Origin of the sequence: Serratia liquefaciens ATCC 27592, from assembly GCF_000422085.1 — a bacterium.
GTDB lineage: Bacteria > Pseudomonadota > Gammaproteobacteria > Enterobacterales > Enterobacteriaceae > Serratia > Serratia liquefaciens.
The window spans coordinates 4,941,600-4,955,118 of record NC_021741.1 but is presented as its reverse complement, the minus strand read 5'-3'; the positions used below and the strand labels follow the sequence as shown (position 1 = coordinate 4,955,118).

Genomic DNA, 13,519 nt, shown 5'->3' with positions numbered 1-13,519 from the left:
AATTCTCTGCGTTACGGATTACAGTTTGGCGCACGGCAGCAGTAGCTGGTCCAGCGGCTTGGCGGCGCCCGGTATAACAATGCGGCACTGGCGCTGGCCTTCCCAGGCGACGTCCAGCTGCTCTTGCGGCTGCACGCCGGTCAGGTAGACCGAGCCGCCGTCGTTCACGACCGCCACCTCACGGCCTTTTTCGCTCAGCACCGTGGCGCCGAACGGCGGTTCGCTGCCGTCGGCAAGCTTGATGGTGGCCAGCAGCTTGCTGCCTTTCACCACCTCAAAGTGGCGGTAGCCGATGGCGCCCTCGGTCAGCGTGCCTTGCACCACCGCTCGGGTGGCCTCCACGTCGTCCGCCAGGGTATTGACGTCGATGCGGGTGTCGGTGTTGTAGTAGCTGGTGATATCGGAGATCACCGCCAGGCCGAAGCGGTTGCTGTAGGCGCGGCCGTTGTTGATCGGCACCCCGGCGATGCCGTCGGTGTCCAGCATCATCCGGCTGCCACCGTTACTGGAGTTCTGGTGGGCGGCTATGCCGTGTCGGGTAGCGGTAATGCCGCTGCGGAAGGTCCCGCCGATCGACGAATAGCTGTCCTGCTGATAAGAGGCGCTGGCGTTGAGCGATCCGAACGAGGCGTTATGGCTGTAGTAGCCGCGGGCCAGCGATTTGCCGGACTGGTTAAAGCCGCCGCTGACCTGCCAGGTGTTGTTCGGGTCGGTATAGTCGTTGTAAGACGCCATCTGCGTCACGTCGCTGTTGCTGGTTTGCAGTGAGTAACCGAGCCGGCGGCGATCGCCGATCGGCACGCTGAAGTTCAGCATCACGCTGTCATCGGTGCGGCCGTGATAGGTGGTACGGTAGGCCGACAGCGATGCGGTCACATTGCTGATATTGCCGACGTTGAACAGCTTGCTGGCGGATAACCCGTAGCGATCCTGCGCCCTGGCATCCCAATAGGTTTGGTGCGAATAGGTCAGGTAAGCGGTGATCGCCTTGGCGCTGTCTTCCGCCATAAAGGTTTTGCTGGCGGTAATGGTGTACAGCTCTTTTTGGCGGCCGTTGTAGCGTTCGTCATAGTCGTTGTAGCGCTCTTGCAGATACTGCGACATGTTCATGAACTTGCGCTGTGAGAAGCGGTAGCCGGCGAAGGTGATCTGGCTGTTCAGCTCATCGAAGCGCTTGGCGTAGTTGACCTTGAACGACATGCCGCTGGCGGTAGGCTCATTGGGCAAACGGGCGATGGACTGCGTCACGTCTACCGACATGGCGCCGAACACGTTAAGATCGCGACCCAGGCCAAGCGCCCAGGCGTTGTAATCGCCGCCGAGCAGGGCGCCGCCGTACAGCGACCAGGCGCTGGTCAGCCCCCAGGAGAAGTCGCTGGCGGAAAACAGTGGCCCTTGCGTGCGGTGATCGTATGCCGAAGGCTTACCCACCGCGACGTTGTAGCGGACATAGCCGGGGCGCGTCAGGTAAGGGATGGTGGCGGTGTCGACCTGGAAAGTGGAGACGGTGCCGTCTTGTTCTTCCACCTTCACGTCTAACCGGCCACGTACCGAACTGTTGAGATCCTGAATGGCAAACGGCCCGGCGGGCACGGTGGTTTCGTACAGCGTACGACCTTCTTGCGAGACGGTGATCTTGGCGTTGCTTTTGGCAATGCCGCGTACTTCCGGCGCATAACCCTGCAGGTTTGGCGGCAGCATGCGCTCGTCGCTGGCCAGATTCAGACCGGTAAAGCGGTAAGAATCAAAGACCCCCGAGTCGAGAAAGATTTCACCGAGCGTCAGCTTGGCAGCCTGCATCGGCAGCGCGCGGTAGGCGTAGATCTGGTTCCAGTCGAAGTTGTTATCGCGCTCGCCGGCCTGCTGATTGTAATTGGCCTGATAGTCGGCGCGCAGGCGCCAGGCGCCCAGGTTGGCCCCCACCGTCCCGTAGCTGCTGAGATTTTCGGCGGTGTTGTTATTGTGGCTCTGCTTGCCGACCTGGCCGCTGATGCTGTAGTCCAGCAGCAGTCCGGGAATGCCGTCGTCCCACTGCTCCGGCGGTGTCCAGTCCGGATCGGAATATTTCATCCAGGCTTGCGGGATGGTGATGGCCAAGACGCCGCCGCCGATGCGGTCGGAGATGGTCGCCCCTTTGATGCCGCTGATATCGGCGCAGCTGTTGTCGTGCCACAGAGTGATTTTTTTGAGGACGTCTTCTTTCAGCGCCATTTTCTCGACCAGATCCGGCGGCAGGCAGACGCGAGAACGATCCTTTTTATCCGGCGACGGATAATATTGAATGCTGCGCTGCGGCAAGGTTTTCTGGTTGATTTTGATATCCAGCAAATAGGCGCCGGGCATGACGTAATCGGCGTCTGAAAAACGCGATAAATCCACTTTGCTGCGATCGCCAATATCCAATACGTCGGTATTGAATTCCGTGGCGGAAAAAGCCGAATGCACCCAGAGGAAAGATAGAATGACGGTAAGGGGTATTTTTTTCCGTGTCAGTAATGACGTCATAGAATAATCACTCATGGCAAATCCGCGCCCAATAGCAGGTCATCCTGTACGACCTGAATACGTAATACGTGATGTCATTCAGTGCCTGACGGCGGCACCCGCCTAACGAGGCGTTACTTACAGATAAGACAGGGTGAATTTCGCCAGTGAGCTGAATCCGCCGGCTCTGGCCCTGTCGGGATGAATGCGTAACTGAGCGCCAAAGCGCAGCGTGTTGTCGCCGGCGACAATCTGGTAATCCGCGGTGGTACTGCCCAGCGGTATCTGAACGCCGTTGGCGGTCAGTAGCTCAATAGCCACGCCCTGGGCTTCGCCATAAACCCCCAAGAGATCGGGATCTCGGCTGTCGGCGATGCCGTTGAAAGTGACGGTGGCCGCGCGGTAGATAAAGTCGGGTTTCACGATGCTGGCCAATTCGCAGTTCACCAGCTTGATCTCAAAGTTGCGGCGGCTGCCGATCAGTACCGGCTGCGTATCCAATGCCGCATCGGTCATCGAGATCAGGCCGAAATCAATGGTCTGGTCCAGGCTTTCGCTGGCAATCCCGCAGGGGGTTTCGACGATCTCGCCACCCAGGTTGAGTGTGCCGTGGCCCTGATTTTTCGCCGTCGCCTCTGCGCTGCAAAGGCTGAGCGCGATAAGCAGTACGCCCGAAATCCGGTTTGTCATGCTGGCGTCTCCCTGTAGCCGTTGGTCCCGTTACCCAATGTCCGTGCAGGTAAAACGGGGACACCAAAGTGGCGTCCCCGAGGGGGGATTACAGGTAAGCCAGTGTGAAGTTTGCAACGCTGGTGAATTCGCCTGGGACCACGGCGCCAGAAGCGCTGCTGCCTTGCAGATAAGCGGCGAATTTCAGGGAGTTATTACCTTCGGTCAGACCCTGGCCATCGGTTGCGGTGCCCAGTTCAACGTCTTTGGAATGCAGGTTGTCATAGATTCTGATGCCAGCGCCGGTTGCGGTGCCGCTCAGTGCCAGCAGTTTGCTGTTATCTGGATCCGGCGTACCGGTGAAGGTCACCTGGACGTTCTTCATGGTCGCAATAGAGCAATCTTTCAGTTCGATGCTGAATGGCTCAGAGCTGGATTTGCCTTCTTTAGCCAGCAGACGGCTGCTGATTTGGCCCATAGGGACAGTTTGATCAACAGATTCCGGTGCTACGCTGCATGGCGCATCAATAATTTCACCGGTAAAAGTGACTTTACCGCTGCCCTGGTTAGATGCGGCGTGAGCAACAGATGCAGAAGCGAAAGCAATCACGGTTGCCAGCATTAATTTATTCAGTTTCATTTCTCAAGTTCCTGTAGAGAGTATTTAAATAAAAAGAACAGCACATCTAAATCCCCCACAACAGCGGCAACGTCATGTCGCCGACGCCGTAGTTGGAGCCAGATCCTTTTGCTCTGGGCAATACGCCACCCTCCGTTATTCATGAGTGAATAACGAAATATTTTGGAAGTCGTACAAGCGAAATCCATAAAAGAAAAATAGGTATATCACCATAGCGTCTTGCTGGGATTATTCTTGCAAATAATAGGTGCGGTTGGAAATAGCTTTTATTAAGTTAAGTCAAATACAGAATATAAAACCAAAAGGAAAAAGAAATATATATAATTGAAAATCAATAGATCGTATACAAATATTATCCAGAATAAATGACTATATAAATAGCAATATGCGAGATATTAGATCGCCAGAATTAGTGTTCGCACTACAATTAGCAATATTGTTTTGATAATATCGCCCTCAGACAGCAGATGATGAATTCTGCGCGTTAATCGCGGGTAAAAAGTTAACTCTTTGTTTTTATGGGTGAACGCGCCGGTAATACTGGCCTGGGATGTGACTTTCATTCATTGTGGCTACGATAATTTCTTTTTGAGTTTTAACAAAAACATAACAATACAGATGTGTATCGGATTATTACCAATGCCCGACTGTTATTGTGCGTTTTTGTTATTTAACTCGTTAGGATTAATCAGTAGCAGTCAGATAAAGCAGGGCTTCGCGACATAATAATGACCTAAGTGATAATTAAGGGATGATAAACGGAATGATTACCATAATTAATGATTCAACTCGCCGTTCCGCCGTCGCTACGGCGCTGATGATAATGTCCTGTTTACTGCTGTCCGGTTGCGTAGGAAAAAATGGCACCGGCACGGTTGCCATGAAAAAAGTTTCACAGAGTAATCCTAAGGAAAACACTGATGAGCAACGGATCGCGCTTTGTCAGCAACGGGTCAACTCACTTAAGAATATTAATCCGCAAAGCTATCAGAAACGGATTGCTTATTTTAACGGGCTGTTGTCCAACGCCTCGGGATATGCCGGCATTCGCAGTAATGTCGATGAAAGCACCCGTAAAGCCATAGATGCGCTTTATAAATATAAAACCGAGAAATTCTGCGCCGACGTTGAGCATGAGCTGATGTCCGATCTGTCGAGCCGGGTGGAGAGCCTGTAATCATGAGAAGGTATGCGGAAGGAGCCGCTGCTTTGCTGCTGTTGTTGGTATGGGGCGCTGCATCGGCGGCAGAGATTGCACCTGGCAAGGATGACGGCATTCCCGCATTGCTGAAATTTGCCGAGCAACAGCAGGCGGTGCCGGTGGTGGAAAGTGCACCTGCAGCGCCTCAGCCGGTGACTGCCAAGCCCAAACCCGCCGCTGTTACGCGCGGAGACAACGCCCGTCTGACTGCGCTGAATCAGGCCCTGCAACGGCAAGCCGAAACCATCCGCCAATTGGAACAGCAGCTGGCGGCTCAGGCTCAACCGGCGGCGCCAGCCCCCAAGGCAACACCCAAACCGGACCCGATTGATATCCGGCCGCTGGTGGCCGCGTTAAAAGGGATCCGTAAGGCCATCGCCACGCCACCAGACTTGATCGCCATGGCGGCGGCTCTGGCACGGCAGCAGCGGATCGTCACGCAGCAAGAGCAGCAGTTGCAGCAGCTCAACCGTCAGCTAGCCGCGCAGCGACAACCGCCGGAGCTGGCCAGCGATGCCGATAAGCAGGCCTACGCCGCCGGGGTTTCGCTGGGGCGTGACATTCTGCATTTACAGGAAGAAAACCGCCGCTTGGGAATTGAAGCCGATCGCCCACGTTTGCTGGCGGGCATTGCCGATACGCTGGCGGGGCAGCAACGGTTGGATGATGCCGCCATCGACAGCGCGCTAAAGGCCGCAGACGCTGCCTTGCAGCAGGCCCAACAGCAGCGACAGCAGGCGATACGGGGGGAGGGTAAAACCTACCTCGCCGATTTCGCCAAGCAGCCTGGCGTGCAAAAAGATGCGCTCGGTTTTTATTACCGTGTGGACTATACCGGCAGCGGGCAGATAAACGCCAATGACAACGTCGATATCGTGGTACGCGAGAGCTTGCCCAATGGGCAAGTGATCAAGGATATGGACTTGGCCGGCACCACTATCTCTTTGCCTTTGTCGCAATATCCACCGCTGTTTCGCGCCGCCATCGGCAAATTGAACAAGCATGGGTCCATGACGCTGGTGGTGCCGCCAGTTCTGGCATACGGCGACAAAGGAAGCCCGCCCGCAATCCCCCCGGGCGCCACGATGATTTACACCTTGCGCGTGGCCGACGTGCTGCCGCAGGACAGGAGCAGGCAAAAGTAACCCAAGGAGTACGCGATGGCCAAGGCGCCGATAACATATGAAATCAGGAAGTCACATATGCTAAACGTGTTACGAAAACTCTGTATGGAGCGCGCGTCGGGGGCAGGGGAACATCACCCTCCGGCACCGGAACACTGGCCTAAAACCAGGGAGCTGGCAGACAAATGCGGTGAAAATATTTACACCACGCGCACGCTGTTATTGGCATTGGAAAAAGAGGGTAAAGTTCGTTGTACTCATCGCAGCATCAATAATTCGTTACGCTGGTATATTTGTGCATCACCCAAAAAAATGTAATTCCTTTCCTGTTTCGTCATTTTGACTACCCTTCACAGCGGATCAACACAGGGCTGACGGAGCGAAAAGCGCCTCAGCCCGACTCCTTTGTTACGACTAATGACCAGCCATTGGCAGTGCAATTTTTGAGGCCGTATACTGAGGGTCTGGGTGCAAATATTTTCATGAGGGATGCGTGCTTATAATGAAGGAAAGCAAAGAAATACTGTTATTGGATGATATTCATTATCAAATAGACGAGCAGGTTATTTTAGATTCCGTGTCTTTCGGTCTGAATCAGGGCGAATTTAAACTGATTACCGGCCCGTCTGGCTGCGGAAAAAGCACCCTGCTAAAAATCGTATCTTCCTTGATCGACCCGACCCGTGGAAAAATTATCTTTGCCGGTAAGGCCATTACCGATATACCGCCGGAAGAGTACCGTCAACAGGTGTCATACTGTTTTCAAACCCCTTCGCTGTTTGGCGACAGCGTGTATGACAATATCGCGTTGCCCTACCAGATTCGCAAACAAAAACCGGACAGGAAAAAGATGCAGGCCGACCTGGTGCGCTTTGGGCTAGCGGAAAATATGCTGGATAAAAGCGTTAACGAATTATCGGGCGGCGAGAAGCAGCGAATTTCGTTGATCCGTAACCTGCAGTTTATGCCCAAGGTTCTGTTATTGGATGAGATCACCAGTGCGCTGGATGAAGATAATAAACGCAACGTTAATGAAATTATTCATCAACTGGTCGCGCAGCATGGCGTCGCGGTGTTGTGGGTTACGCATGATAAAGATGAAATCAAACATGCGGATGATGTGATTACTTTGAGTGCGCATGGCGCTCGGGCGCAGGAGACGACCAATGAACCAGCATAACATCAGCAATGAATCTTTGGCTTTGTCGATGGTATTGGTGATTATTGCTATTTTAATCAGCCATAAAGAAAAGCTGGCGCTGGAAAAAGACATTATCTGGAGTATTTGCCGGGCGGTGGTGCAGTTGATCATTGTCGGCTACGTGCTGAAATACATTTTTGATGTAAATAACGCCATTCTGACGGTGCTGATGGTGCTGTTTATCTGCTTTAACGCCGCCTACAACGCGCAAAAGCGCAGTAAATATATCGATCATGCATTTATGACGTCGTTTATTGCCATAACCACCGGCGCGGTATTAACGTTGGCGGTGCTGGTACTGACCGGTTCGATTGAGTTTACCCCAATGCAGGTGATCCCGATTTCCGGCATGGTGGCCGGCAATGCGATGGTGGCAGTTGGCCTGTGCTACAACAACCTGGGGCAGCGTTTCAAAAGCGATCAGCAGAAGATTCAGGAGATGCTGAGCCTGGGCGCCTCGCCGAAGTTCGCTTCGGCGGCGCTGATCCGCGACAGTATCCGTGCTTCGTTGATCCCTACGGTGGACTCTGCCAAAACCGTGGGGTTGGTCAGCCTGCCGGGCATGATGTCGGGTCTGATCTTCGCCGGTATCGATCCGGTCAAGGCGATTAAGTACCAGATTATGGTGACTTTCATGCTGTTGTCGACCGCCAGCCTGTCGACCATCATCGCCTGCTACCTGGCCTACCGGAAGTTCTACAACGAGCGCCATCAGCTGGTGGTCAGCACGTTGAAATAATCTGGAGAAAATAAGGGTAGGGGCGCCCGGTTAAATCAGGGGCGAGCATGCTCGCCCCTTTGCGGCCGCTACCCTTGCAGCAGAGCGATGCTCTGACGGATTTCACGTTCTATATCCGCTGCCGTCCAGCTGTCCAGTTGCGACGAAAACGGCTCGAAGGCGTAAATGCCGGTGTAGCCCAGGCGCTCCAGATCCTGCACCTGCTTTTTGCTCTCCAGCCGATCTTTATCGCTCAGCATGATGCGTTCTTCGTCGCTTAATGCGCTTTTAGCACGCAGATCTTCCACCCCGGAAAGGTGCACCAGCCCAATGCCGTCGATCTGAATTTGCGCATCAAATTCAGGCTGCGTGACGTCGCTTAAATAGTGGTGGAAGGTATCCAGCACGATTTTGTACGGCGCGCCAGAATCCCGGATCAGGGACTGCGTCAGCAGCGATGAGCGCAGTGAGCTGATACCGAACCCCAACGGCTCCACATAGCCCTGTACACCGTATTGCCTGAACAGCGGAGCCAGCAGCTTAAGGGCCGCCAGCGTGTCGGTTTTTTTCTGCTCTTCGCTGCGGTTATCGCCCGCGCTGCAATGCGGGCACAGTACCAGCGCCTTGCTGCGGATTGCCTGAGCTTGTGACAACAGCGCCTCGGCGTTTTTCAGCAACGCGGCTTGATCGTCCAGCAGGTTAAACATGCCGAGCGCGTTAATGGTGACGATTTCGATACCGTATTTTTCTGCCAACGCATTTAATTGATCGTTGCTCAGGTTATCGGTCACCTTGCCGCTCGGCATATCGTTGCGTAGCTCTACTTTGTTGAGCCCGCACTTTTTCACCAGGCTGAAAAACTGTTCCAAATCGAGATTTGGCGCGATCTTGCGGTTGATGCAAAAACGGTCTGGCGCAATGGTCATGATGCATTACTCCTGAATGAGTTGATAAAGCCTGATATTTACAGGTCTATAGCGGCGTGCGTTGTATTTCGGGTTGAGGTTGGCGATAGCGTTTTGCCATGACCACGTCCTCCATTTTTTCCAGCGATACCCCTCGTGTTTCAGGAATATAGCGGCCGATAAACCAGTAACTGAACAGGCAGCAGACGGCGAACACCCACATCGGGAAGGCACCGTGGAAGCTTGAGAACAGATAAGGGTTATCGTTGATCATCGGGAAGGTCTGAGACACGACAAAGTTGGCCAGCCACATACAGCCGACGGCGATGCTCATGCCCTGAGAGCGCATGCGATTGGGGAAGATTTCTGACACCAGGACCCAGGCGCCCACGCCCCACGACAGCGCATAGAACACCATAAAGAACAGCATGCCAAACAGCGCGAAGTAGCCGGTGGCCTCGGTATAGAGCGCATAGGAGGTGATCAGCAGGCCGGCGATGACGCCCAGCGTACCCCAACGCATCAGTGGGATGCGGCCCATGCGATCCATCAACATGGCACCGATGACGGAACCGACCAACTGCATCACGCCGATCCAGATGGTTTGGAACAGCGCTTCCTGCGCGTTTATGGTGACGGTTTTCAGCACCACCGGCGCGTAATACATCATTACGTTAACCCCGGTGACCTGCTGCAGCATGGCGATCATGCAGCCAACGAACAGAATGAAGCGTACCCGTTTATCGGCATAGCTGAGTTTTTTCTGGCTGGCTTGCTGATCCTGTTTTATCGAGTCTTTGATTTCCTGCAGCACTTTTTTCGCATGTTCGGCGTTGGACACTTTGGTCAGCATCGCCAGCGCCTGATCGTCCCGGCCGACCATCACGCTCCAGCGTGGCGACTCTGGAATGATAAATACCAAAATGCAAAACAGGATGCAGGGCAGCACGCCGGAGGCGAACATCCAGCGCCAGCCCATCTCCACCAGCCAGGCTTCACTGGCGATGCTGGCGATTTTGAAGTTAACGTAGAAGATCACGATTTGGCCGAACACGATGGCGAATTGCTGCATGCTGAGCGCACGGCCGCGCATGTCTTTGGGTGAGACTTCCGACATGTACATCGGCGAAACGGTCGCGGCGATACCCACCGCCAAACCGCCGATAATGCGGTAAATCACAAACCAGGTGAAAGTTGGCGCCAGTGAAGAACCCACTGCCGAAATGGTGAACAGCACTGCCGCCAGCATCAGGGCCTTCTTACGACCATATCGCCCGGCCAGTGGCCCGGCGGCAAAGGCACCGACCACGCAGCCGATCACCACGTTGGAAACGGCCCAGCCGGTTTCGGCGGGGCTGAGATTAAAATAGGTTTTCAGGGATTCGATCGCGCCGGAGATCACGGCGGTGTCGTAGCCGAACAAAATGCCGCCAAGTGCCGCAATGCCGCATATTCGCAGTATGTACCCGGTATTATGCTTACGCTGAGATGACATGTGTTGCTCCGATTTTTTTCCTGGCTTCCACCCGCGCTGTTGGTTGTAGGGAAGAGGAGGCGGAAGGGGTTGGACCCTGCCTGTCATTAAGGCGGTGATAGTCGAATTAACGCTTCGGTAAACAAGAACATTTATTTCATAATTAGTGAATAATGAAATATTGATTTTTAGATCCAGTTCAAAAAAAACCGCAAATGCCCCTCAAGCGTTACCGCGCGATCCTTTAGCGTCTGGCCGGGTCGTCTTTCCCCGTGGGCTGCCTGTTTCTGTATAAAAGTCAGGGCTAATTCCCTGCCGTTGGCGCGTGAACACAGGGACCGCTTTTTTTCCTTCATGTAATGGCCTTGCACGGTGATGTGGCAAAACTGCGACCTTCCGCACTAAAAACAAATTTTCTAAAATAATTTATTTGAAACTTTTTTTTCAATGAAATAGAGTTTGCTTCATCCGGTCAGGATTTAGCCTGCTTGCGGGCAGTCTCCGGCAAGCGGTGTGATGAAAACGCTACGGCCGCAGACGGTCAGGCGACAGCGGACTTAAAAGAGGGTGAGACATGAAAACCGTGGGTAACTTTATTGGCGGGCAGGTGTGCCTGAGCAGCAGCAATCAAACCGTCGACGTGCATAATCCGGCTTCCGGGCAGGTTGAACGCCGCGTGACGCAGAGCACTGCCGCCGAGGTGAAGCAGGCCATTGACGTGGCCCACCAGGCATTTGCCGACTGGTCGCGCACCACACCGCTGCGCCGTGCGCGCATCATGTTCAATTTTAAGGCGCTGCTGGAACAGCATCGCGACGAGCTGGCGGCGCTGATTGTCAGCGAGCATGGCAAGGTGTATTCCGATGCGCTGGGCGAACTGACCCGCGGCATCGAAGTGGTGGAATTTGCTTGCGGCATTCCACATCTGATCAAGGGCGAATATTCTGCGGACGTCGGCAGCGGCGTTGACAGCTTCTCGCTGATGCAGCCATTGGGCGTGGTCGCGGGTATCACCCCCTTTAACTTCCCGGCGATGGTGCCGATGTGGATGTTCCCTATCGCGCTGGCCTGCGGCAATACCTTTGTGCTCAAGCCCCCGGCGCTGGTGCCTTCGGCCTCGGTTCGCATGGCCGAACTGCTGAAAGAAGCCGGGCTGCCGGACGGCGTATTCAACGTGGTGCATTGCGCAAACGAAGAAGCCGCGCAGCTGTGCACCGATCCCCACATTCAGGCGGTGAGCTTTGTCGGCTCCTCTGCGGTGGCTGAACATATCTATACTACCGCCAGTGCCCACGGCAAGCGGGTGCAGGCCTTCGGCGCGGCGAAAAACCAGGCCATCATCATGCCTGACGCCGATCTGGACGCGACGGTCAATGCCCTGATGGGCGGCGCATTCGGCTCGGCCGGCGAGCGTTGCATGGCGTTGCCGGTGGCGGTGGTCGTCGGCGACGACACGGCCGATAAACTGATTGCCAGACTGAAGCCGCTGATCGCTCAGCTGCGCGTTGGTCCAGGGCTTAAACAGGGTGGCGAAGAAAACGAGATGGGGCCGCTGGTATCCTCGGCGCACCAGAAGAAAGTCCTGGGTTATATCGATCTGGGCGTGGAAGAGGGCGCTACCCTGGTGGCCGATGGCCGCAACTATCAGGTGGCGGGTTACCCGGACGGCTACTACGTTGGCGGTACCCTGTTTGACCACGTTACGCCGGAAATGCGTATCTATCGTGAAGAGATCTTCGGGCCGGTGTTGGGCATTGTCCGCGTGCCGGACTACCAGACCGCCATCGATACGGTGAATAGCCATGAATTTGGTAACGGCAGCGCTATCTTTACCAGTAACGGTCACTATGCGCGCCAGTTCGTGCAGGAAGTGCAGGCCGGCATGGTGGGGGTCAACGTCCCGGTGCCTGTCCCGATGGCGTTCCACAGCTTTGGTGGCTGGAAGCGCTCGGTGTTCGGTGCATTAAACGTTCACGGTACCGACGGCGTGCGTTTCTACACCCGGATGAAAACCGCCACCGCCCGCTGGCCAACCGGGCAGCAAACGGTGTCTGAATACAGTATGCCTACGCTGGGTTAAGGCACTATACCCGTCGTCTTTCAAGCCGCATCTGTGTTGGCTGCGTGTATTTGGCCCAGTCACCCTGTAGGGGGCGAATAAATTCGCCCCGATTAATGCGGGCGCGGCATGCAGCGCCCCTACGATGATGCAACGCCAATTATTTGGGGTCTATTCATACTTAATTGGGAGAATTACCATGTCTTCATTGCTCGCCAAATGTCAGCAGCCAAATGCCGAGGGGCGCATCCAGCACGTCACCCCGGAGAATGCCGACTGGCGCTTTGTCGGGTTTGACGTCTATCGTCTCGAAGCCGGTCAGTCGCTGCAGTTGGAAAGCGGCGACAAAGAACTGTGCCTGGTGCTGGTCGCCGGTATCGCTTCTGTCGCTACCCTGCGAGCGGAATACCCGAGCATCGGTAAACGGATGAGCCCGTTTGAGCGCACCCCGCCTTATGCGGTGTATGTGCCGCATCACGATCGAATTGAAGTGCGCGCGGAAAGTGCTTTGGAGTTGGCGGTTTGCAGCGCGCCGGGCCACGGGCACCTGCCATCGCGGCTGATCACTCCGGCAGACGTGGGCGTAGAGCGGCGCGGTAAAGGGCGCAATCAGCGTCTGGTACACAATATCTTGCCGGACAGCGCGCCGGCCGACAGCCTGTTGGTGGTGGAAGTGTACACGGATGAGGGCAATACCAGCTCTTACCCTAGCCACAAACACGATCAGGAAGATTCGCCGGATGAAACCTATCTGGAAGAGACTTACTATCACCGGATCCAGCCGGAACAGGGCTTTTGCATGCAACGGGTCTATACCGACGACAGGTCGCTGGACGAGTGCATGGCGGTCTATAACCGCGACGTGGTCAAGGTGCCGCGCGGCTACCACCCGGTGGCAACGCTGGCCGGTTACGACAACTACTATCTCAACGTGATGGCCGGGCCGGTGCGCCTGTGGAAATTCACCTGGGAAAAAGACCACGCCTGGATTAATAGCGACGGATACCCAGCGGCGAAATAATTCGCATCAGGCCCGGCTAGCCG

The 13,519-nt window shown here is 55.0% G+C and carries 12 protein-coding genes; 7 read left to right on the top strand and 5 right to left on the bottom strand.

Features of this window, described 5'->3' with window-relative positions; translation table 11 throughout:
- Positions 1–18: 18 nt before the first annotated feature.
- From M495_RS23105 to M495_RS23095, 3 genes are all read right to left on the bottom strand, one after another.
- On the bottom strand, positions 19–2,520 hold the full coding sequence (locus M495_RS23105; protein WP_020837415.1) for a fimbria/pilus outer membrane usher protein: 2,502 nt from the start codon (positions 2,518–2,520) through the stop codon (positions 19–21).
- Positions 2,521–2,622: 102 nt separating this feature from the next.
- Positions 2,623–3,174: a fimbrial protein gene (locus M495_RS23100; RefSeq protein ID WP_020837414.1), complete on the bottom strand. Its 552-nt coding sequence runs from the start codon at positions 3,172–3,174 to the stop codon at positions 2,623–2,625.
- 88 nt (positions 3,175–3,262) lie between these two features.
- The gene (locus M495_RS23095) at positions 3,263–3,793 is read right to left on the bottom strand and encodes a fimbrial protein (RefSeq protein ID WP_020837413.1); all 531 of its coding nucleotides are present in this window, start codon (positions 3,791–3,793) and stop codon (positions 3,263–3,265) included.
- Positions 3,794–4,556: 763 nt separating this feature from the next.
- On the opposite strand from M495_RS23095, the gene M495_RS23090 reads away from it, so the two are divergent.
- From M495_RS23090 to fetB, 5 genes are all read left to right on the top strand, one after another.
- Positions 4,557–4,970, top strand: coding sequence for a hypothetical protein (locus tag M495_RS23090; RefSeq protein WP_020837412.1), 414 nt, complete (start codon positions 4,557–4,559; stop codon positions 4,968–4,970).
- Positions 4,971–4,972: 2 nt separating this feature from the next.
- A complete protein-coding gene (locus M495_RS23085; protein WP_041415079.1) occupies positions 4,973–6,139 on the top strand; it encodes an FKBP-type peptidyl-prolyl cis-trans isomerase N-terminal domain-containing protein in 1,167 nt (388 codons plus the stop codon).
- A gap of 15 nt (positions 6,140–6,154) precedes the next feature.
- On the top strand, positions 6,155–6,436 hold the full coding sequence (locus M495_RS23080) for a FaeA/PapI family transcriptional regulator (protein WP_041415077.1): 282 nt from the start codon (positions 6,155–6,157) through the stop codon (positions 6,434–6,436).
- Positions 6,437–6,620: 184 nt separating this feature from the next.
- Entirely contained in the window at positions 6,621–7,298 is a 678-nt protein-coding gene (gene fetA / locus M495_RS23075; RefSeq protein ID WP_020837409.1) for an iron efflux ABC transporter ATP-binding subunit FetA, read from the top strand.
- On the top strand, positions 7,285–8,058 hold the full coding sequence (gene fetB, locus M495_RS23070; RefSeq protein ID WP_020837408.1) for an iron efflux ABC transporter permease subunit FetB: 774 nt from the start codon (positions 7,285–7,287) through the stop codon (positions 8,056–8,058). The genes fetA and fetB overlap by 14 nt, the downstream gene beginning before the upstream one ends.
- A gap of 68 nt (positions 8,059–8,126) precedes the next feature.
- On the opposite strand, the gene M495_RS23065 is transcribed toward fetB, so the two are convergent.
- On the bottom strand, positions 8,127–8,963 hold the full coding sequence (locus tag M495_RS23065) for a TIM barrel protein (protein WP_020837406.1): 837 nt from the start codon (positions 8,961–8,963) through the stop codon (positions 8,127–8,129).
- A 46-nt stretch (positions 8,964–9,009) separates the two neighbouring features.
- Positions 9,010–10,437 (bottom strand): sugar porter family MFS transporter, encoded by a 1,428-nt coding sequence (locus tag M495_RS23060; RefSeq protein ID WP_020837405.1) that lies wholly within the window; start codon positions 10,435–10,437, stop codon positions 9,010–9,012.
- A 553-nt stretch (positions 10,438–10,990) separates the two neighbouring features.
- Here M495_RS23060 and M495_RS23055 point away from each other — a divergent pair.
- On the top strand, positions 10,991–12,496 hold the full coding sequence (locus tag M495_RS23055) for a CoA-acylating methylmalonate-semialdehyde dehydrogenase (protein WP_020837402.1): 1,506 nt from the start codon (positions 10,991–10,993) through the stop codon (positions 12,494–12,496).
- Positions 12,497–12,674: 178 nt separating this feature from the next.
- The gene (gene iolB / locus M495_RS23050; protein ID WP_020837401.1) at positions 12,675–13,496 is read left to right on the top strand and encodes a 5-deoxy-glucuronate isomerase; all 822 of its coding nucleotides are present in this window, start codon (positions 12,675–12,677) and stop codon (positions 13,494–13,496) included.
- Positions 13,497–13,519: the final 23 nt, after the last annotated feature.

Excerpts from the sequence above, each read along its gene's own strand:
- M495_RS23105 (WP_020837415.1), bottom strand. The coding sequence starts at position 2,520 with ATGAGTGATTATTCTATGACGTCATTACTGACACGGAAAAAAATACCC.
- M495_RS23100 (WP_020837414.1), bottom strand. The coding sequence starts at position 3,174 with ATGACAAACCGGATTTCGGGCGTACTGCTTATCGCGCTCAGCCTTTGC.
- M495_RS23095 (WP_020837413.1), bottom strand. The coding sequence starts at position 3,793 with ATGAAACTGAATAAATTAATGCTGGCAACCGTGATTGCTTTCGCTTCT.
- M495_RS23090 (WP_020837412.1), top strand. The coding sequence starts at position 4,557 with ATGATTACCATAATTAATGATTCAACTCGCCGTTCCGCCGTCGCTACG.
- M495_RS23085 (WP_041415079.1), top strand. The coding sequence starts at position 4,973 with ATGAGAAGGTATGCGGAAGGAGCCGCTGCTTTGCTGCTGTTGTTGGTA.
- M495_RS23080 (WP_041415077.1), top strand. The coding sequence starts at position 6,155 with ATGGCCAAGGCGCCGATAACATATGAAATCAGGAAGTCACATATGCTA.
- fetA (WP_020837409.1), top strand. The coding sequence starts at position 6,621 with ATGAAGGAAAGCAAAGAAATACTGTTATTGGATGATATTCATTATCAA.
- fetB (WP_020837408.1), top strand. The coding sequence starts at position 7,285 with ATGAACCAGCATAACATCAGCAATGAATCTTTGGCTTTGTCGATGGTA.
- M495_RS23065 (WP_020837406.1), bottom strand. The coding sequence starts at position 8,963 with ATGACCATTGCGCCAGACCGTTTTTGCATCAACCGCAAGATCGCGCCA.
- M495_RS23060 (WP_020837405.1), bottom strand. The coding sequence starts at position 10,437 with ATGTCATCTCAGCGTAAGCATAATACCGGGTACATACTGCGAATATGC.
- M495_RS23055 (WP_020837402.1), top strand. The coding sequence starts at position 10,991 with ATGAAAACCGTGGGTAACTTTATTGGCGGGCAGGTGTGCCTGAGCAGC.
- iolB (WP_020837401.1), top strand. The coding sequence starts at position 12,675 with ATGTCTTCATTGCTCGCCAAATGTCAGCAGCCAAATGCCGAGGGGCGC.